Below are 20,954 nucleotides of genomic sequence, written 5' to 3' on the forward strand. Positions count from 1 at the left end.
AACCCCAATGCATGCCGACCACTACCCCAGTATTTTTTGCCATGATCTTTACATAAAAAAAGCCCAACAATGTTGGACTCTCATAATAAGGTGACAAGCTACATTTTACAAACTAATCTACAAACGTACGCGCGAACCATTACTTAGTAAGCGGTAGGCAATGGTATAGAATATTGCACAGAAGACAAAAATAGCCGCCATCGAATACCAAACATTCACATCAGAATAACCCAGAATACCGTAACGGAACGAGTTCACCATATAAACGATAGGATTTAATAGCGAGATATTTTGCCAAAATGGTGACAAGTTTTCCATCGAATAAAATACCCCGCCTAGATAAGTCAATGGCGTAAGCACAAAACTTGGAATGATAGAGATATCATCAAATGAGCGAGCAAAGACAGCATTAATAAAGCCGCCAAGTGAAAACAAGATAGATGTACCCAGTACCGTAAATACCGTCACAAATAAATGCTCAATACCCAAGTCGGTAAAAAATAGCGCGACTATTGAGACGATGATACCAATGGCCAGTCCACGAAAGATACCACCACTAATATAGCCCATCAAAATCGCATGTTTGGATACTGGTGAAACCAAAAGCTCTTCGATACTGGACGTGAATTTGGCGCTAAAAAAGCTCGATACCACATTGGAGTAACTGTTGGTAATAATCGACATCATAATGAGGCCAGGCACGATAAACTGCATATATGGCACGCCGCCCATTTCACCCACACGCGAGCCAATCATCTTACCAAAGATGACAAAATAAAGACTCATCGTAATGACTGGTGGCAGCAAGGTCTGTGGCCAAATACGCAAAATTCGGCGAACTTCTTTTAACAAAATGGTGCGAAAAGCGATCCACTTTTTATTCCATGACATTGTTTTATTAGGATCTATCATTTCTTGACTCACAATCCCGCCTCCTTCATGCTGTCTGTACTTTGGATATTTTTGTCTACTAAGCGCATAAACAGCTCTTCTAGTCGATTGGCTTTATTACGCATACTAGCTACCGTGATACCTTGTTCCGATAACTGATCAAAAACACCATTCAATGACTCACCTTCAGTCAGCGTGACTTCTAGCGTCTGATCATCAGGTTGTGATGTGTCTGTCACTCCTGCCAAAACCAGTTGACGCTTAAACGGTGTCTCCAAATCAAAAACAAAGGTCTCAACCGATAGCTGCGCTAGCAAGTCCTTCATCTCGGTATTAATACGAATCTCACCATGATCCAAAATCGCAATGCGTTTACACAGCTGCTCCGCTTCTTCCAAATAGTGCGTGGTCAGAATAATCGTAGTGTTTTCTTCGATATTAATCTGCTGCATAAACTCCCACATAGAGCGGCGTAACTCAATATCGACACCAGCGGTTGGCTCATCGAGAATCAATAGCTTTGGCTTATGAATTAATGCTCGCGCGATCATTAAACGGCGCTTCATACCACCTGATAGCTCACGTGACTTGCTATTGCGTTTGTCCCACAGACCTAGCGCCATTAATAATCGTTTTGCCCGTGGGCGTGCTTCTTTGGCAGGAATACCAAAGTAACCTGCCTGTGTAATTAAAATATCTTCGACTTTTTCGAACATATTAAAATTAAACTCTTGTGGGACGATACCAAGATACTGTTTAGCGACAGACGGGTTCTCTAGTAAGTCTGTGCCAAAGATCTTTACACTGCCAGTTGTTGGTTTAAACAACGAGCTAATAATACCGATCATGGTTGATTTACCAGCACCATTTGGCCCCAGTAACGCAAAAAACCCCCCTTGCGGGACAGTTAAACTGACATCTTTGAGTGCTGAAAACCCATTGCTATAGGTTTTGGATAAATTCTGGATAGCAAGTGCTGGTACCTCAGACATGACAACCTCTTTATTGGTTATAAATTTATGTAAAAACGTTTTTAGAATATGAATAGACAGAAGAGATGGTGTAATGTCATAAAGTGAGGCTAGTGTCGGTGAATTTCAACTGCTATGCCTTAGAAGTACCGTATTGATAATACTCATCATTAAAAAAGCGCCTATCTCATTTAATGAAATAGGCGCTCCATTGATATATATCGTGAAAGGCTTAGCCAGATTTTCAATATAAATTAGCTTGCTTCACCAACCATATAATCAACAGCATTTTGAACTTCTTCATCAGGGATATCAGCACCACCTTTAGCAGGCATGGCGTTAAAACCATTGATAGCATGAGTATATAACGTTTCTTTACCCTTAGAGATACGTGGGCCCCATGCACCAGCGTCCCCTAAGATCGGTGAGCCAAGTAGACCTGCAGCATGACAAGTATGACATACAGCATTGTATACTGCCTTGCCCTCACGAGGACCATCACCCGCTGCTGGGCCAGCGGCGCGTGCCGTCACATCACAAACTTCATCGTCTTCAAAGCACACTTTACCAACTGGCTGAATGCGAGCAATTAGGTTAGGATACAAAGCAATCAGCTTTTGCACTTGCGGCGTATCTTGCGGAATAGGCTCTTTATCAACCGCAGGTGCGGCAGCAGCAGTTTCTGCAGCAGCTTGGGTGTCATTACCCAACTGCTCAGGCGCATTTGCTACGACTTTCTGCGCTTTTGCTACATCAGAGACAGTTACAGGAGTGTCTACAACACTTTCAGCTTGGCTCACCGCGATACTAGCGATTCCTAGAATGGCAGCTGCCGATAACATAACTACTTTTCTCATTCGTCACGTTCTCTTATTACATATACAAAGGCTTATACGGCTCAGACATTCTGCTTGTCCTCCTTTGACAACCAAACAGTTATCAATAGCAAACAGCCATCCCGCGTACCAGCACACTTGTAATCGGTGATTATAAATATGAATTCTCCCTAACATTATAAGGGAAAAGGCAGGTAAATTGCCATGCCTGTTTAATGACTATCCTGTTTTTTCTTAAAAAACATCAATCACTGCCTTCATTCATTGGCTTTATGACTTTTATTTGTTAGACTAAGCGGTCTTTATTTTTCGACATCTTTACTGCTCATAACGCTCGTTTAGGCATGATGTTGATAATACCGTACGCTGTTGTTGTTATGCGCTCGTAGCTCAGTTGGATAGAGTATCGGTCTCCGAAGCCGAGGGTCGTGGGTTCGATTCCCGCCGAGCGCACCAATAATCGTATTTATTCCTTTTCTAGTATTACCCTAAATCTTGAATACCCATCAACTCTGCGCTTAACAATATTTGTGGATTTCGCCATGCGTGCTCGTCTATTGATAGACACTTTTCTTATATGATAGATATTTTGCTTATAGCACTCGCCTACTCTGCTTCCTGCAAGTTAGCCGCTAGCTGGGCACGGCTAGGTACACGATGATAATTAATCACGGGCACGTTACCCAACAGGCGCTGACCTGAGGCAATTTTCTTATCCATCGTAATCATAGCAATTTTTTTGTCTTGTTTACTGAGCAATAAATGATTCGTCTTGCGTGTGACTCGGTAACCAGGGAAATACTGTTTAATCAGCGCGGAGGTTTTTTGTAGGTCGTCATTAATAAGCTTTTTCGAGCTTTTAGACGATTTATTATGAATTGTCTCACCCACTTTTACGCCGCGTGACTTTGCCAACAACCATAAGGCAGCAATAACGGCAAACAATATGACAAGCCACCAAATTCCATCTATCATTAGAAGAGATATCCATTATTAGCAAGGGTTGGCTCATGTTAGCAGAATTATCACCAGCGTTAATAGCAGAAGTAGAACTTGCTGCTAAATTATTGACATCCAAACAGCATATTTGCATCTTAACGGGTGCAGGGATTTCAGCAGAAAGCGGCATTCCGACTTTCCGAGATAAGCAAACGGGCTTGTGGGAAAACTATGCTGTGGAAGACTTGGCCACACCCGAGGCTTTCACTCGTGATCCAAAGCTAGTATGGTCATGGTATCAATGGCGCAGGCAATTGGTCGCAGATAAAACACCGAATCCTGCACATACTGCCTTAGCGCAGTGGCAATACCATACTCAGTCATCTCATCAATCATTGACGCTGATCACCCAAAATGTCGATGATTTACATGAGCAAGCAGGCAGTACGGTGACTCATCTGCATGGTAATCTATGGCGCAACCGCTGTAGTCAATGCAAGACAGCCTACCAAGATCAATCGAGAGGTTCGTATCATAGTAAGGATACAATTAATTTTGATGACACGCTGATCACCTGTCCACATTGCGACAGTTATATCAGACCAGATATCGTTTGGTTTGGCGAAGCATTACCAGTACACGCATGGCAAACAGCAGAAGATGCGGCGGCGAATTGCGAGGTGTTTATCAGTATTGGTACATCTAGTCTCGTCTATCCTGCCGCTGGACTTGCACAGTTGGCGAAGCAAAATGGTGCCAAAATCATTGAGATAAACCCCAATCCAACGCCCAATACTATTGTGGATATCACCTTAGCGGAAAAAGCTGGTGTGATTATGCCGTTATTAATCCAGAAAATCACTGCGCTGTAGTCGCTTGAACCTAAAAAGCATACCGTGTAAAAGAGAAAAGGCTTAACGATTGATATCAACCGTTAAGCCTTAACGAATAAAAATCTTTTCGGTCATTGCTTATTGTAGAGCCAGATCCACCTTTGCTAAATACTCTTTTTTTAACTCATCACTAATAAATGAGGCATTAAAGGAGTTTTTTACCAAAGTAACAACATCATCTGCTGTTAACGGTAAGTTTTCGCATATATTTATAAAGTTCTGATTCATGTAACCTTTGAAATAGGCTGGATCATCAGAGTTTACGGTGATATTTAGACCATAATCTAGCAGCTCTTTGATATTGTGTTCTTTGTAATTATCAAAGACTTTTAGTTCGATGTTTGAGTTTGGACAAACGGTCAGCGGCATTTGCTCATCTTTAAGTCGTTGCATCAACTCTGGGCTTGTTATCGATTGCACACCATGATCAATTCTATGGATATTTAATAAGTCCAATGCTTCATAAATATACGAAAAATCAGCCTCTTCACCAGCATGAGCGACCAGCTTGAACCCTGCTTCTTTAGCTTTTTTGAAAACTTCTTTAAATTTCGATGGTGGATTGCCTAGCTCTGACGAATCAAGACCAACACCGATGATGTCATCTTTGAATGCCAGTGCTTGCTCTAAAGTCTCAAACGCGGCTTCTTGTGATAAATGTCTTAAGAAACACATGATGATACAAGAGGTGATGCCATACTTTTCTTTGGCATCTGCGAGCGCTTCTTTGATGCCTGTGATTGCTGCTTCGAAAGGTACACCTCGTTCGGTATGCGTCTGCGGGTCAAAAAATATCTCCGTGTGGATGACGTTGTCTTCAACACACTTAAGTATGTATTCCCACGTTAAATCATAGAAATCATCTTTTGTGATAAGGACATTTGCACCTGCATAATAAATATCTAAAAAAGTTTGCAGGTTGGTAAAGTTGTAGGCATTGCGTACATCTTCTATGTCTTTATAGGGAATCTCTATCTGGTTCTTTTTAGCCAATCTAAACATCAGCTCAGGTTCTAGTGAGCCTTCAATATGTAAGTGCAGCTCAGCTTTTGGTAGTTTCTTTATTAAATCAATCATAGGGTTCCAGTGACGGCTTTTTGTAGTAGAGTGCTTTCGAGAAGTGCCTTTATAAATGCAAAGCCTATATATATGCTTGAGCAATATATCGGTCGCCCTCTCTTTCTAGAGTCGCTATTATATTGTAATTCATGCCAAAACCCTATAAAAGAACACGACGATGCGAGCAAAATAACAAGCCATCAAGTTCCCTGATCAACGTTACTTCAAAAACACCACAGTATCAGACAACTCATTACCCGCTGGATCCTGCTCCAGATGATAATACTGACGCAGCACTTGCCCAACTTCATCTAACAATTCAGCAAGGCTTTCTTCGGTTTTTTGATTGGTAATACCTGACACAGCCTTGTCACACATAGCGCGCCAAACGGTGGGGCTGACATGAGCACTGATACCACGATCAGCTACAATCTCTAACTGATGCTCGCAAATATTGACATACACCAAGACGCCCGTATTCTCTTCAGTATCCCACACGCGATATTCGCTAAACAGCTCAATTGCACGTTCGCGACAGCCAGTATAATAGGCGTCTTGAATAGGCAAGTGATTTTCTACAATCAAAAACACCTCACCGCGATGCCCTCGCTCTGCGCGTGTAACCTCATCTGTTAGACGCGCTTTGGCTGCTGCTGTTAACCACTTACTATGCAATATAGGGATAAATAAGACTTGACGCCACCAGCGGGCAAAACTGGGATTTGACGCGTTGTTTTCTGACATTTTACTAGTTCCTCAAATACGTCATTGCTGACGGTCGTTTAGTATCCGTTCTTACTTAAGCATCCATCAAGCATCTACCACGAGCCACCAGCACCACCACCGCCAAAACCGCCGCCGCCCCCACCAAAGCCGCCACCTCCGAAACCACCACCGCCAGATCCACCACCACCGCCCATACCAGGCAGGAATATCATGCCGCCGCCTCTACGACCACCGCCAGAGCCACCTTTACCACCACCGCCACCGCGTGAAATCAAAAATAGCCATAAGAATATAGCCATGATCACGGTCATAAAAAAACCACCGCCTAAAGCTAAAGATCCCGCAAAAAAGCCACCAGCAGTAATAACAGAACCAAATACACGACCAAAAATACTGGTAATAAAGCTTCCAAATATCATTGCCATAATGAATAAAAATATGGGCGATGGTAGCTCGTCTGAACCTTGTTGCGCACTACGCTCCTCAGCTTGCGCATCAGCACGAGCCAATACCTCAGGATCAGCAGTCAGCCTCGTTTTGAGTGCGTCAACGCCAGCTATTATTCCAGCACCATAGTTATTTTGCTTAAATAACGGCGTGATATCTTCACGAATAATACGACTGACCGCGGCATCTGGCAACACACCCTCTAGTCCATAACCTGTCAAAATGTACATATCACGGTCATTGACGGCGACTACCATGAGTAAGCCATCATCAATGTCTTTATTACCCAGCTGCCACTTCTCAGCTACTTGTAGAGCATAGTCAAATATAGGAACGCCATTGGTCGTAGGAACGATAACCACTGCTGCTTGGGCAAGACCTTGCTGATAAATACTTCTAAGCTGCGCCTCTAAACGCTGTTTCTCTTGCGGATTTAGAATATTGGCCTGATCAACGACAGGATTATTTAATATGAGTTTATCGGCATCGACACTGGTCGCATTTGACTGTACAGGAGGGCGATTCTCTGCTGTTGACCCAACTGTGGCTTCATTATCAGCCGCATTAGGATTAATCGCCTCATTGCCTAAAATGGCATCATTGATTGCGTCATTACCCAATACGGCATCATTGATTGCGTCATTAGACTCGCCCGCTTTGGCAATCGCTACCAAATCCTCAACACTACGACTTTGCATGCCTGATGTGCTATCAATTGCTTCATTGGGCGCAGCATACAACACAGACGCACTACTGACGCTGAGTGTGAATAGTAATACTGATAAGATTGCTTTTGAATTGTTCATCTAATCTATACCACCTCAAGTGACATCTGTACTGAGTGAATCTACGTGATACCATTCACAAAAATTAGCATAGCAAAGAAACCAAATTTGACATAGCTAATCGTACTTTTTGGATTTGGTATTAAGTTTATAGGCAGTCATATCCATCAATACCTTTAAAAATATGGCTAAGTAAACCAGTAGCTAACTAAGCTAAACGATAAAAATCTAAACAAACAGAGCGGTAAACCTCACTCTGTTTCTGTCTCTATTCAATCACCGTTACTCAGCTGCCGCTGACTTATCATCACCGAAATCAACACTTGGTGCAGTTGAAATAGCCTCTTCATTCGCCACGCTAAAGTTTGGTTTGGCATCCATACCAAATACTTTTGCTGTAATGTTGGTTGGGAACTGGCGCACCGTCGTATTATAGCTTTGCACTTCTTGAATATAACGGTTACGAGCGACGGCAATACGGTTTTCAGTGCCTTCGAGCTGGGCTTGTAAATCTTGGAACAAGGCATCTGACTTTAGCTCAGGATAACGTTCAGAGACAGCCATCAAACGTGACAATGCACCTGTCATCTGTTCCTGTGCGGCCGCATAACGCTCCATCGCTTCTGGATCATTGAGTACCTCTGGCGTCACAGTAATGCTGCCAGCGCGAGAGCGCGCTTCGGCGACTTGAGTAAACACTTCTTGTTCTTGCTCAGCATACTGCTGCACAACTTTGACTAAGTTTGGCACCAAATCAGCGCGGCGTTGATATTGGTTAACCACTTCTGACCACGATGCAGTAACCTGCTCATCTTGCGCTTGCAGGTTATTGTAACCACAACCGCTTAGACCAACGGTAGAAGTCGCTAACACAGCTGCCAGCAATATGGGTTTTACAATTGATTGACGCGTCATCATTGTTTCTCCTAATAATGGTAAATAACAAATAGTCAGTGACACTTTTTTAATAATTTTTGAATGCTTGTATTTTGAAGCTGATATATGAGGTCATGCAAATATATGTCTGTTTATATTGAAGCAATATACATGTACATGGAAATACATGGGCATCGAATATAAAAACAGCAGTTAATGAGTACGATAGCAATCGTCTTCCGCTATATGATCTCGTATCACAGATAATAGGATATCTTGACAATGATGGCGCTATCTCAACGTTTTTACAATTGACCGTTACCAAAACACAACCGCAAAACCACACTGCTATTCCATTACCATTACTCCCCTTTATCCCCTGCTATTAGCAAAATTCATATTGCAAATATCATCGCACCACTGGTATTACTTTTAGCGCATAGCTTATCCAGCATAGAGTACTGATAGATTAGCAACGAATAACCATTCTATTTGTGCATATTCGATGTGCCTTTATATATTGGTTTGATATCTAAGAAAGGGCAAAACATGCGATATTCTATCGTTATTTATGGCTGTATCTCCCTGACTAAATACGAATATATATGCTTCTGTACAAAGAAAATTCTAGTAATTGCTACAAAAATATGGCAAATTGCAGTTACGTAGCCGTACGGTTTGAATACATTTGGTAGTGGACTTATAGTTTGATTAGTATTAGCGAGTCATTGATTTCTATGTGAAAATATTATTCAATTATTAAATACTTGCTCAATCATTTCAATCAGCCACACCAGCCGTGTAGTGAATCGATACTGCTCATAGCAAGTTGAATGCTATCGGCAGGATAAGTATTTAATATTATAACCGCCTGTTTTATCCACTGGTCTACTGCACCTTCATCTCATGTATTAGGTGATGATAGGATGCCGCAGTAATTGAGACAGCAAAAACCTTGCAACGATGCTGATAAGCCAGTTGGATAATTACAGACAACTACAGTCCATTCTTAGTGGCTAAGCGCGTATGAGACTTAACTGATATACATGAGTCAATGTAGATAATTTAACTGCTTAACTTAAATAAGTAAGTTAACCAGTTAGCTTACTCCTAGCATACAGAGCCACTTTGAGACAGTACTAGGAATATACATATGGAAGGTTTAGTTAACTTAGTAAACGGAATTATCTGGAGCCCCGCACTGATCTACCTGTGTTTGGGCGCGGGCCTATTTTATTCCATTATGACGCGCTTCGTACAAGTGCGCCTGTTCGGTGAAATGATCAAGTTACTATTCACTGGTAAATCTAGTGATCAAGGTATTTCATCATTTCAGGCACTTGCCGTATCACTCGCAGGACGCGTGGGTATGGGTAACATCGCTGGGGTAGCTGCGGCTATCGGCTTCGGTGGCCCAGGTGCCGTATTTTGGATGTGGGTCGTAGCCTTCTTAGGCGCATCTACTGCTTATGTTGAGTCTACACTCGCACAGATTTATAAAGAAAAAGACGTCGTCACTGGCGAATATCGCGGTGGTCCAGCTTACTATTTTGAGCGCGCACTTGGCCAAAAATGGTATGGCATCCTCTTTGCAATCTCATCTATCCTCGCTTGTGGTATGTTTTTACCAGGTGTACAGGCAAACGGCGTTATCAATGCTTTCGCACAGGTAATGGGCGAAGGGTCTGTCATAAACATTGGCGCCTTAGAAGTTGGCTCAATGCGTCTAGTAGCCTTAGCCATTATCCTTGTGGTATTAGGTATTATCATTTTTGGTGGTATCAAGCGTATCGCAACGTTTACCGAATATGCCGTTCCTTTTATGGCATTAGGCTATATCGCTTTAGCGCTGATCATCATGTTCACTAACTTTGATATGATTCCACAAGTATTCGGTCTCATCATTAGCGATGCCTTTACAGCACAAGCGGGTTTTGGTGCAGCGATTGGTTGGGGTGTAAAACGTGGTATTTACTCAAATGAAGCAGGTCAAGGTACAGGTCCTCATGCTGCTGCTGCTGCCGAAGTTGAGCATCCATCACAGCAAGGTCTCGTTCAGGCATTCTCAGTATATGTTGATACATTGCTAGTTTGTTCTGCTACTGCCTTCATGATCCTAACAATGGGTACTTATAACATCCAAGGGACATTACCAGACGGTCAATTTATCGTACAGAATGTAGCCGCTACCACTGAAATCAACGCCCCAGCATTTACGCAAATGGCAATGGAATCTGTTTATGGTGGTTTTGGTAACACCTTTATTGCGATTGCTGTCTTCTTCTTTGCTTTTACCACTATCTTGGCTTACTACTACATCGCTGAAGTGAACGTTGCTTATCTAACTCGCTTTGTCGGTCGCGGTGCCAACAAGACTGGTCTATTCTTAGTCAAAATCTTAATCATGGTGATGGTTGCCTACGGTGGCCTAAACTCAGCTGGCTACATTTGGGCTATCGGTGATATTGGTGTTGGGCTTATGGCTTGGTTAAACATCGTTGGTATTTTGGTCATCTTCATTGTGGCTCGTCCAACACTTACGATGCTGAAAGACTATGAAGCACAGCGTAAAGCAGGTGTTGAGCGCTACAGTTTTGATCCTGCAAAATTCGGCATCAAAAACGCCCCTTATTGGGAAGAGCGTCATCTAAAAGAGCAACAAAGAATGGCAGCAGATCCACTACGTAAAGAGCATAAGTAACATTATTTAACGTAGCCATTATTTGAACTTCTCAAGCAAAAGCCCGAAACAATCGTTTCGGGCTTTTTTATTTCGAATTTTTGCATTCATAAACCTTCAGTCAATGTCTTGCATAAGTCGATATTAATCTTTAAAGCTGCGTTAATGCGAACCAATGAGAGTCTATTCTTCTCACTCCCCACCATACTCAACAGTTTTCATGCGACTGACTTATTTCAATGGTATGGTAAATATGAGTAGCCCCGAAACGCAAAAAAGCCCAGCTCAATGGCTAGGCTTCTTCAATGTCGTTATTTAACTAATTAAGTAATCATAAATAGAGAAGCGACTATAAAAATAACTTACTCAGGCATCAATACTGCATCGATAGTGTGGACCACACCATTCGTTGCCATGATATCTGTACTAGTAATATTGGCCGTGTTACCAGTCGCATCAGTGATAACGTTCGCATCGCTGATAGAAATTGTTTTGCCATTGGCTGTTTCTATGTCAGTCCCATAAGGGATATCAGCTGCCATAACAACCTTAGGTACTACGTGATACGGAAGTACTTTTTTCAGTAGATCTGTATCTGCTAATAGCTCTTCTTTAGTAACGCCTAGCTTTTCTAACACAGGAGCAAATGCATCATCAGTTGGTGCAAATACAGTATAAGTTCCAGCATCCATCATCATTGTATCTAGGCCAGCGGCTTGTAATGCAGCGGTTAGAATAGTTAGATTTTCGTTGCCAGCTGCTATTTCAGCAATAGATTGCGTCGCAGCAGTATCTGTCATTGGATCAGCTTCAGTCATAGGCTCAACTTCAGCAACTGGTTCTACAACCACTTCTTCAGTAGTGACTTCAGGCTCAACAGGATCAGTAGTTGCTTCTTTATCATTACAAGCGGCTAATGACATGGCAGCTGTAACGACAGCGATAGATAGTAAGTTCTTCTTCAACATAATTATTTCCTTATAGAATGATAATCTATTAAGTTATTTGTACAACAAATCACTTAACCCAAATAATGAATATAACAGCGAACAGCTTGTCTGTTGCAAACGATAGCAACCAAACCGTTGTGATAGTGTTGCCGCTGCTATACCAATAACTATAATTTTAACTGATTAATTTCGAATTGATGCTTACTTAGGTAGCAACACTGTATCGATCACGTGTACAACACCATTGTTCGCTTGTATATTTGCCGTCAAAATATTAGAAGTACGATCTCTTGCATCGATGATTTGTTTTTTGTCATTAAACGTGATGCTACTGCCTTCAAGCATCTCTTGACTGCCTGCCATAATTTCAGAGGCGAAGATGCGATCGTCTTCAATCACATGATAAGTGAGCACTTTCGTCAATAACATCTTATCCTGTAAGAGCTGCTCTTTACTTATGTCAAGTTCAGCTAGCAACTTAGCAAAAGCGGTATTGTTGGGTGCAAAGACGGTAAGATCAGCGGCTTCATCGGCGAGCACGTCAGCCAGTCCTGCTGCTACCACCGCTTCTTTGAGAATACTGAGATCTTCTGTGGCAACGGCTAAATCGACTATGGATTTATCAGTAGGTAACAGTACGTCATCGATGAGGTGAATGACACCATTAGTAGCCAATACATCCGTCTTAATGATTTCAGAGGTATCGCCACTTGCATCCATGATGACATTGGCATCACTAATAGACAACGCTTGACCGTTGACTGTCTCAATACTATCGCCATAAGGAACATCAGCAGCGTTGAGAGTCATATTAGGAATGACATGATAGGTTAAGACCATCGTTAGTAGCTCTTTGTTAGCCAATAATTCTTCTGACGTCACACCAAGGTCTTCCAATAATTCAGAAAATGCTTCATCAGTGGGTGCAAAGACGGTAAATTCACTGCCTGAGGACATCAATGTTTCGTCGAGACCAGTGGCCTTTAACGCGGCGTTAAGAATGCTTAGATCTTTATTCTCAGCAGCAATTTCTGCAATATTTTGCGTTGGTGCTTCTACAACAACTGAAAGATCATCGTCATCGTCATTACAAGCGGCTAACGGTAAAACGCTCATGGCCAGCGCCAACGATAGTAGAGTTCTTTTTAACATGATTATATCCTTATGTATGAGTCCAGATGGACCATCTACTTTGTCAGTAGAATCCGTTGAATGCTTGAAGCTATTAAATAATTAATTAACGCTTTAAACAAAAAACAAAGATGACTGTCGTTTATTGTCGTATTGTTAAACAATAATGATGACACATTTAAAAAATACGTAAAAACTCTAAATACCAACAGATTCATCTTAAACAACTGGTAGTTAAAATATCGCGTATTCAATAATCGTGTCATCAAAGACGACAGCTAATACTCAGACCAGCTTCATCATACAAAGTAATAGGAATATAATTCTTTAACTAATATTTTTAGATGCAGCTTATTTGGGTAGCAAGACTCTATCGATAACATGTACTACGCCGTTATTAGCAACAATATCCGTTTTTATAATATCAATAGTACGACCATTCTCATCCATCAATTTTCCTTGATCGGTGACCATCAAGGTATCTTTACTGAGCATAGTAATATTGCCTGGTTTAACGTCTTTCGCATATACTGGCGCAGCACCGTTAATCACGTGGTAGCCTAAAATCTTAGTCAATAGTGGCTTGTTGGCAAACAATTGCGCTTTGCTCATGCCAGTTTCTTGCAGCACTTGTACAAAGGCGGCATTGGTTGGCGCAAACACCGTATAGTGAGCATTAGGGTTAGATAGCGCACCCGCTAGATCTGCCGCTACCACTGCTTCGACCAGCAACGAGAAGTCAGGATTACTTTGGGCAATTTGTACCACATTCATTTTCGCCATAGACTGACCGTGCATGGGTGCTTTCATTGTGGCGCTTTTGGTTGGCATCATATTGTTACAAGCGCTTAAACCAGCGATTGAGAGTGCTAATGTACCAATGGTAGCAATTTTAGTAAGTTTCATAACATTATCCTTAATGATTGAGTATTTATTGACTATTCTATAACTGTCTTGCAGATTAGACCGTCTTTCCTTATGGCAAATACTTGTTTTAATGATCGTAATGAATGCTAGGTATTATTGAATAAAATCATTAGCACTTACTAGTAAGTATTGCTTACGAAACATTAATCCTTCTGAAATTAAATTAACATATAACAAAGCTCTATCAATTCTCCTTTACGCAACTTTTTGTAGTACCGGTGTAAACTCTGTCTGACTTTTAAGCACAATCGTTGGCTTTCATTTCTAGAAACAAAGCTTTATGTAATCTTTAAACGGAATGATATTCATTTGTGCACATATTCTTTATGAAATAGAATTTAATGCTATGCTCAGCAGTTCAGTGAATCAGTATCTACTTGTCTATGGTAAAAGTAGAATGGGCAGTATCCATGTGTGCTATATTTTTCATGCTAGAATAATTCAAATTTGACGATTTCCTTTATAAGACTTTGTACTCTATTGGTTTGTTACTCCTTCCTTTTATAATATTGACGATATAAGCAGCGCACCTATGACTCAAACGATGACCTCACCGACCTCTTCTCACTCTGATATTACTTCTAGCTCGTCATCCGCTGATGACTTTATTTTGACGCCACCTTCTGTATTTCCTTATAAAGAGCAGCAGCTGACCGCGCGTGCCCGTATCACCGAGCAGATGACGTCACGAATTTTGATGTTAGATGGTGCGATGGGTACGCAGATCCAGACCTATAAACTGGAAGAAGCAGATTATCGTGGTGAGCGTTTTTCTGATATCGATCAAGATGTGCGCGGCAATAATGATCTGCTGGTACTGACACAGCCGCATATGATTAAGGACATTCATCACGATCATCTATTGGCTGGTGCGGATATCATCGAGACCAATACCTTTAATGGTACGCGTCTGTCGATGGCTGACTATGACATGCAGTATTTGGTGCCTGAGCTGAATAAGACAGCGGCCAAGATTGCGCGCGACGCCGCTGATGAATTTACGGCAAAAACGCCTGATAAACCACGATTCGTTGCGGGTGTCGTAGGGCCGACCTCACGCACCTGCTCACTCTCACCTGATGTCAATGATCCTGCGTTTCGTAATATTACCTTTGATGAGTTGGTCCTAAACTACCGTGAAGCGACCTTATGCCTGATAGAAGGCGGTGTCGATCTTATTTTGATTGAGACGATTTTTGATACGCTAAATGCCAAAGCGGCAATATTTGCCATCACGGGTGTGTTTGAAGATATCGGCTTTGAGCTGCCTATTATGATTTCTGGTACGATCACTGATGCGTCAGGTCGTACACTATCTGGTCAAACGGCGGAAGCGTTCTACAACTCGATTCGTCATGCCAAGCCACTATCCGTTGGTTTTAACTGTGCGCTTGGTGCTGATGCGCTACGTCCGCATATCCAAACGCTATCGAACATCGCTGATACCTATGTGTCAGCGCATCCAAACGCTGGCCTACCCAATGAATTTGGTGAATATGACGAAACGGCTGAAGAAACTGCTGCCCTACTCGAAGGTTTTGCCAAAGCGGGTATCTTAAATATCGTTGGCGGCTGCTGTGGTACAACGCCTGAGCATATCCGTCAAATCTCTAAAATGGTGGCAAACTATGCGCCACGCGTGATTCCTGAAATCGCACCTGCCTGCCGCTTATCAGGTCTAGAGCCATTTACGATCAATGCTGACAGCTTGTTTGTCAATGTCGGTGAGCGTACCAACGTCACAGGCTCCAAAAAATTCCTAAGGCTGATTAAGACCGAAGCCTATACCGAAGCACTTGATGTCGCTCGCGATCAGGTCGAAGGCGGCGCACAAATCGTTGATATTAATATGGACGAAGGCATGCTCGACTCCAAGCAAGCCATGATTCACTTCGTCAACCTCGTATCAGGCGAGCCAGACATCAGCCGTGTGCCACTCATGATTGACTCATCTAAATGGGACATCATCGAAGAAGGCCTCAAACGTACGCAGGGTAAATCTGTTGTTAACTCCATCTCCCTAAAAGAAGGGCATGCTGAGTTCGTTGAGCGTGCCAAGTTATGCATGCGTTATGGGGCAGCCGTTATCGTCATGGCATTTGATGAAGACGGTCAGGCCGATACCTACGAGCGCAAGATTGAAATATCTAAACGCAGCTATGACGTATTGGTCAATGAAGTGGGCTTCCCATCAGAAGACATTATCTTTGACCCGAATATCTTTGCCGTCGCCACGGGCATCACTGAGCACAACAACTACGGCGCGGACTTTATCAATGCCACACGCTGGATCACTGAAAACCTGCCAAATGCCATGGTCTCAGGTGGTGTATCAAACGTCTCGTTTAGTTTCCGTGGTAACCCCATCCGTGAAGCGATTAACTCTGTATTCCTCTACCATGCAATCAAAAACGGCCTAACCATGGGTATTGTCAACCCAGCCATGCTTGAGCTGTATGATGATATTCCAAAGGAAGCGCGTGACGCTATCGAAGACGTCATGCTCAACCGCAATCAAGGTGAAACTGGTCAGGATGCGACTGAACGCCTGATGACGGTCGCTGAAAACTACCAAGATGGCGGTAAGAAAAAAGACAGCACGGTCGATATGAGCTGGCGTGAGGGTACGGTAGAAGAGCGTATCGCCCACGCACTCGTCAAAGGCGTAACAACTTTTATCGAAGCGGATACCAAAGAAGCGTGGGAGAAATATCCCAAACCACTCGAAGTCATCGAAGGGCCACTCATGGACGGTATGAATATCGTCGGTGATCTATTTGGTGCTGGTAAGATGTTTTTGCCGCAAGTCGTAAAATCTGCTCGCGTGATGAAGCAGTCCGTCGCATGGCTAAACCCGTATATCGAAGCCGAAAAGGTTGAAGGCGAAGTCAAAGGTAAAATTCTGATGGCGACGGTCAAAGGCGATGTGCATGATATCGGCAAAAACATCGTCGGCGTGGTACTTGGCTGTAACGGCTACGACATCGTCGATCTCGGTGTCATGGTGCCGTGTGAAAAAATTCTCGATACCGCTATCGCAGAAAAAGTCGATATCATTGGTCTGTCAGGTTTGATTACGCCAAGTCTCGATGAAATGGTCTATGTCGCCAAGCAAATGCAAGAGCGCGGCATGACACTACCATTGATGATCGGCGGTGCAACGACCTCTAAAGCGCATACGGCTGTCAAGGTCGAACCGCAATATCAAAACGATGCGGTCATCTATGTCTCGGATGCCTCGCGCTCAGTCGGCGTGGTGACCAAGCTGCTATCCAAAGAGCACCGTACTGCTCTCATCGATGAGACACGCGCAGAGTATGTCAAAGTACGTGAACGTCTTGCCAAGCGTCAACCTAAAGCGGCCAAGGTCACCTATGCCGAATCGGTCAAGATTGGCTTTCAGTATGATTGGGAAAATTATGTACCACCAGTGCCCAATAAGCTAGGACAAGTGATATTGGATGACTATCCAATTACCAACCTACTTCCGTATATTGACTGGACACCGTTCTTCATCTCTTGGGGTCTGACGGGTAAATATCCAAAAATCTTACAAGATGATGTGGTAGGTGAAGCGGCACGTGATCTGTTTGAGAACGCTGAAGAGCTACTACACAAAATGATTGAGGAAAAGTCAATCGTGGCAAAAGGCGTGTTCAAACTGATGCCTGCCCGCCGTACTGGCTCGGACACAGTAACAGTCTATGACAACGATCCACAACAAGACGGTAAGCCAACGTATCAGTTCGAGCACTTGCGTCAGCAAAGTGATAAAGCAAGCGGTAAGCCGAACTTTAGCTTGGCAGACTTTATCTCGCCATCAGACACGCATACCGATCATTTGGGCGGCTTTACCGTCTCCATCGTCGGTACAGAAGCGCTCGCTGAGCATTATAAAGCAGCAGGTGATGACTACAACGCTATCATGGTACAGGCGCTGTCTGACCGGCTAGCCGAAGCCTTTGCCGAGCATCTGCATGAGCTGATCCGTAAAGAGTATTGGGGCTACCAACCGACTGAGTCACTCACCAATGATGAGATGATTAAAGAAAAATACGTCGGTATCCGCCCTGCCCCTGGCTACCCTGCTTGCCCTGAGCATACCGAAAAAGGCAAACTGTTTGACTGGCTCGGTACGGTAGAGGCTATCGGTACGACTTTGACCGAAAGCTATGCGATGTGGCCTGCGTCATCGGTTAGCGGATTCTATTACTCGCATCCGGAGAGTGAGTACTTCAACGTCGGTAAAATCAGTCGTGACCAGTTAGAAAGTTATGCTGAGCGTAAAGGCTGGGATATGAAAACGGCTGAGAAATGGTTAAATCCGAATTTGTAGTCGATTGGCTAATGCAATTATAGAAACATGATAGTTATTTTTTGGCTTACTCATTTAATATGGGTAAGCCATTTTTTATAGAGTTATAATTTACTTTATATAAGTAACTTTATGGTTATGATGTGATTTTGGAGTAAATTTTAAACTATGTGTATAGAGTTTTACGAGCCTGATTATGATTTTAAATTACTTTCAAACGAGCTTTTAACTATCTAGAGTGTTGAGTATAAACTTTTGGTCAGCCAATCCATTAAACATCTTATAAAAAATAAGAATTAGTCTCTCGAGATCAAAGCATTTGTGGGCAGCTAATTGATATCGATTTGGCCAGTATGATGATAACCATTATGAAAATCGTAATCTTGTCCATCTTACTGGGTTTTATCTTTCATAAATTTTTGAGTAAAAAGATCGAAGTTCGTCACTGAGATATTACCAATGGTGTCAGTATTGGATATTTCCATCATTATAGCGGCAGTAGTTGCCAGGTCTAAAGCGACTATTTTAGATAGCGATACTATCGTGTTTAAAGTTATCTTCTGTTGATGTAGTGTATATAAGTATCACCGCTATGCTGTGTACCCATTATAAAAAGGGTAAAACGAGGAGCAATGATAATCAAGACAAGCATTACTATAACAAATAAAAAATCGTACATCTTAAAATAAATCACGATACCCGTAAATATAGTGACAAAAAAAACTGTCAGTATATTTGCATAATAAATGGTTTCTTTTCGATATAACCAAGCGCCTTTATCTATCTTTTCAAAGTTATCTGATAATACCGACTCTATCATTACACCAACACTATACAATATATATATGTTCTCATTAAAATTGGTTGACTGATACAAAAAAAACTTAGAACCATCTTTCATTTTTATAATAATCTTTAAAACTTCGATTTTGGATCTGTAATTATTAATTTTGTAACATCTGAATTTTTTTATATTCGTTACTGATATATACTGGATTTTATTGTCTACCCTTAACTCAATTTTATCCCCTTTCAATTTAATATGGCCTTGTCGTAGCCAGTTGACACCTCTAAAAATCACACTCGGATTTATCAATAAAACAGCTGATAATATAGCAGTAATAAACATAGCAATTACTATAAATATGTCATATTCCTTAATAGCGTGCATGAGATAGCCCGCAATAGGTATACTAAAGAATATAAGAAAAATGGCTATTATCTGAGTAAACCTAAGTAGTCCTAATCGAACACAAGTAAAGTCTTGCTCTACTGCCCAATCGTTTTCAAACTGTTGGCTATGGGAAGCGCTATTAAAGATCTGTATTTTACTTTCAATACTTTTTTTGCCATATCTTGATGGTTTTTTTACAGCTCGTTTTTGGCTTTTATTATGCTTAATTATATTTTTTTTCATTAATTTTTTTATACTTTAAAACATATTTTTCGCTATTTTAGCATTAAAACTAATATCTACCCTACTTTATTCAGTTAAATCAATACAATTGCGCCGACACCACTCCGAACAATAAATCACCTGCTCCCAGTCTTTCTCCCATTTCTTGCGCCACGTAAACGGGCACTGGCAGACAGGGCAGGTTTTTTGTGGTAGGTTTATTTTTTATGTACCATGACTGCCTTTTTTTTATATAGCATCAGACAAGGAATATTGTTTGATTAGTACAAAATCAATCTATCGTTTCCTCTGCTACGCCCACGCTAGAAAATAACTCGTTGATAATATTACCTTGTTTATCAATATGCAGCGTATGGATATTAACCTCATCAGCCTGACATGAGGTAGTGTTTTCATTATCATCGTAGCAATAATCAGCTTGGATGATGCCATTTTTAAAAGGTGGAAATATCTGATCAAATTGATAAGATATTACTGATTCGCCTTGTTGGCTAACAAACCCCCACTTATCATCATTTTTAACGCCTATCACACCTTCAGAAACTTGAGTAACATTGTCATACTTTACTGGTAGTACGATACTACCTTGACGATCAATAATGCCAAATTTCATTTCGGAGTTATCTCTAGATGTAAAACTATCCATGTATAACTCATCATCCCATTCTTCCGATAATGAGTACTCTTCTACCCCATCTATCATTTCGTCAGTATCACTGCTGCTATCTACTAGGTTTGTATTTACTCTAGCTACTATTGCATAGCCGTATTTAAAACTACTAATAGCATCATACTCAAAAGGTATAACTTGATTTTCTTGAAAGTCAATTACGCCCCATTTATCATTTGATTTGACAGCAGCCAGTCCTTCATTAAAGGAACTTACCTCTTCGTAATGTAATGGTATAACCTCCTCGCCTATGGTATTGATGTAGCCCCAAAGCGTTGATTTACTCTCTTGAGAGGATTGTTGTTTATGATTACTGAACCGCCCCGGGATTGTCGGAGACTCAACTTTCTGAGAGAATACGACAATGAAAAGACAAACCTACACTCCTGAGATTAAAGAGCGCGCCGTTCGCATGCTTATTGAATCAGCAAATGACTATCC

17 protein-coding genes, 1 tRNA gene and 1 pseudogene are annotated in these 20,954 nt (G+C 41.8%); 4 read left to right on the plus strand and 15 right to left on the minus strand.

Going from position 1 to position 20,954, the window contains the following annotated elements; genetic code table 11:
* Positions 1-117: 117 nt before the first annotated feature.
* The 3 genes from JMX93_RS11795 to JMX93_RS11805 form a co-directional block, all read right to left on the minus strand.
* Positions 118-891, minus strand: coding sequence for an ABC transporter permease (locus tag JMX93_RS11795; protein ID WP_193013315.1), 774 nt, complete (start codon positions 889-891; stop codon positions 118-120).
* Positions 892-920: 29 nt separating this feature from the next.
* A complete protein-coding gene (locus JMX93_RS11800) occupies positions 921-1,883 on the minus strand; it encodes an ABC transporter ATP-binding protein (RefSeq protein WP_443215598.1) in 963 nt (320 codons plus the stop codon).
* Positions 1,884-2,116: 233 nt separating this feature from the next.
* Entirely contained in the window at positions 2,117-2,719 is a 603-nt protein-coding gene (locus tag JMX93_RS11805) for a c-type cytochrome (RefSeq protein WP_193013293.1), read from the minus strand.
* Positions 2,720-3,077: 358 nt separating this feature from the next.
* Between JMX93_RS11805 and JMX93_RS11810 the strand changes: the two genes are divergently transcribed.
* A tRNA-Arg gene (locus JMX93_RS11810) sits at positions 3,078-3,154 on the plus strand.
* A gap of 150 nt (positions 3,155-3,304) precedes the next feature.
* Here the strand turns inward: JMX93_RS11810 and JMX93_RS11815 are convergent.
* The gene (locus tag JMX93_RS11815) at positions 3,305-3,673 is read right to left on the minus strand and encodes a hypothetical protein (protein WP_193013294.1); all 369 of its coding nucleotides are present in this window, start codon (positions 3,671-3,673) and stop codon (positions 3,305-3,307) included.
* Between the two features lie 35 nt (positions 3,674-3,708).
* Between JMX93_RS11815 and JMX93_RS11820 the strand changes: the two genes are divergently transcribed.
* Positions 3,709-4,509 carry an NAD-dependent deacylase gene (locus tag JMX93_RS11820; protein ID WP_499204825.1) on the plus strand — a complete coding sequence of 267 codons (801 nt, stop codon included), beginning with the start codon at positions 3,709-3,711 and terminating at the stop codon, positions 4,507-4,509.
* Positions 4,510-4,608: 99 nt separating this feature from the next.
* Here the strand turns inward: JMX93_RS11820 and JMX93_RS11825 are convergent, their stop codons facing one another.
* From JMX93_RS11825 to JMX93_RS11840, 4 genes are all read right to left on the minus strand, one after another.
* The gene (locus tag JMX93_RS11825) at positions 4,609-5,607 is read right to left on the minus strand and encodes an adenosine deaminase (protein WP_499204826.1); all 999 of its coding nucleotides are present in this window, start codon (positions 5,605-5,607) and stop codon (positions 4,609-4,611) included.
* A 201-nt stretch (positions 5,608-5,808) separates the two neighbouring features.
* Positions 5,809-6,333 carry a TPM domain-containing protein gene (locus tag JMX93_RS11830; RefSeq protein WP_443215813.1) on the minus strand — a complete coding sequence of 175 codons (525 nt, stop codon included), beginning with the start codon at positions 6,331-6,333 and terminating at the stop codon, positions 5,809-5,811.
* 74 nt (positions 6,334-6,407) lie between these two features.
* Positions 6,408-7,568 (minus strand): TPM domain-containing protein, encoded by a 1,161-nt coding sequence (locus JMX93_RS11835; RefSeq protein ID WP_499204827.1) that lies wholly within the window; start codon positions 7,566-7,568, stop codon positions 6,408-6,410.
* 261 nt (positions 7,569-7,829) lie between these two features.
* Entirely contained in the window at positions 7,830-8,462 is a 633-nt protein-coding gene (locus tag JMX93_RS11840; RefSeq protein ID WP_193013316.1) for a LemA family protein, read from the minus strand.
* A 1,114-nt stretch (positions 8,463-9,576) separates the two neighbouring features.
* On the opposite strand from JMX93_RS11840, the gene JMX93_RS11845 reads away from it, so the two are divergent.
* Complete coding sequence (locus JMX93_RS11845) at positions 9,577-11,124, plus strand: alanine/glycine:cation symporter family protein (protein WP_193013299.1); 1,548 nt, start codon at positions 9,577-9,579, stop codon at positions 11,122-11,124.
* 341 nt (positions 11,125-11,465) lie between these two features.
* Here JMX93_RS11845 and JMX93_RS11850 read toward each other — a convergent pair whose 3' ends face one another.
* From JMX93_RS11850 to JMX93_RS11860, 3 genes are all read right to left on the minus strand, one after another.
* Complete coding sequence (locus JMX93_RS11850; RefSeq protein ID WP_193013300.1) at positions 11,466-12,071, minus strand: fasciclin domain-containing protein; 606 nt, start codon at positions 12,069-12,071, stop codon at positions 11,466-11,468.
* Between the two features lie 183 nt (positions 12,072-12,254).
* Positions 12,255-13,205, minus strand: a complete 951-nt coding sequence (locus tag JMX93_RS11855; protein ID WP_499204828.1) for a fasciclin domain-containing protein — start codon at positions 13,203-13,205, stop codon at positions 12,255-12,257.
* A gap of 330 nt (positions 13,206-13,535) precedes the next feature.
* Positions 13,536-14,090, minus strand: a complete 555-nt coding sequence (locus JMX93_RS11860) for a fasciclin domain-containing protein (protein ID WP_193013302.1) — start codon at positions 14,088-14,090, stop codon at positions 13,536-13,538.
* 553 nt (positions 14,091-14,643) lie between these two features.
* Here JMX93_RS11860 and metH point away from each other — a divergent pair.
* Entirely contained in the window at positions 14,644-18,447 is a 3,804-nt protein-coding gene (gene metH, locus JMX93_RS11865) for a methionine synthase (RefSeq protein WP_499204829.1), read from the plus strand.
* 532 nt (positions 18,448-18,979) lie between these two features.
* On the opposite strand, the gene JMX93_RS11870 is transcribed toward metH, so the two are convergent.
* The 4 genes and pseudogenes from JMX93_RS11870 to JMX93_RS11885 all read right to left on the minus strand — a co-directional run.
* A complete protein-coding gene (locus JMX93_RS11870) occupies positions 18,980-19,843 on the minus strand; it encodes a hypothetical protein (protein ID WP_499204830.1) in 864 nt (287 codons plus the stop codon).
* A 66-nt stretch (positions 19,844-19,909) separates the two neighbouring features.
* Entirely contained in the window at positions 19,910-20,044 is a 135-nt protein-coding gene (locus JMX93_RS11875; RefSeq protein ID WP_499204837.1) for a DUF2256 domain-containing protein, read from the minus strand.
* A 70-nt stretch (positions 20,045-20,114) separates the two neighbouring features.
* A complete protein-coding gene (locus JMX93_RS11880; RefSeq protein WP_499204831.1) occupies positions 20,115-20,546 on the minus strand; it encodes a WG repeat-containing protein in 432 nt (143 codons plus the stop codon).
* Positions 20,547-20,606: 60 nt separating this feature from the next.
* Positions 20,607-20,879, minus strand: a pseudogene (locus JMX93_RS11885) (WG repeat-containing protein); the annotation flags it as partial.
* Positions 20,880-20,954: the final 75 nt, after the last annotated feature.

The sequence above is a fragment of the Psychrobacter muriicola 2pS genome (genome assembly GCF_904846535.1).
GTDB classification, from domain to species: Bacteria; Pseudomonadota; Gammaproteobacteria; order Pseudomonadales; family Moraxellaceae; genus Psychrobacter; species Psychrobacter aquimaris.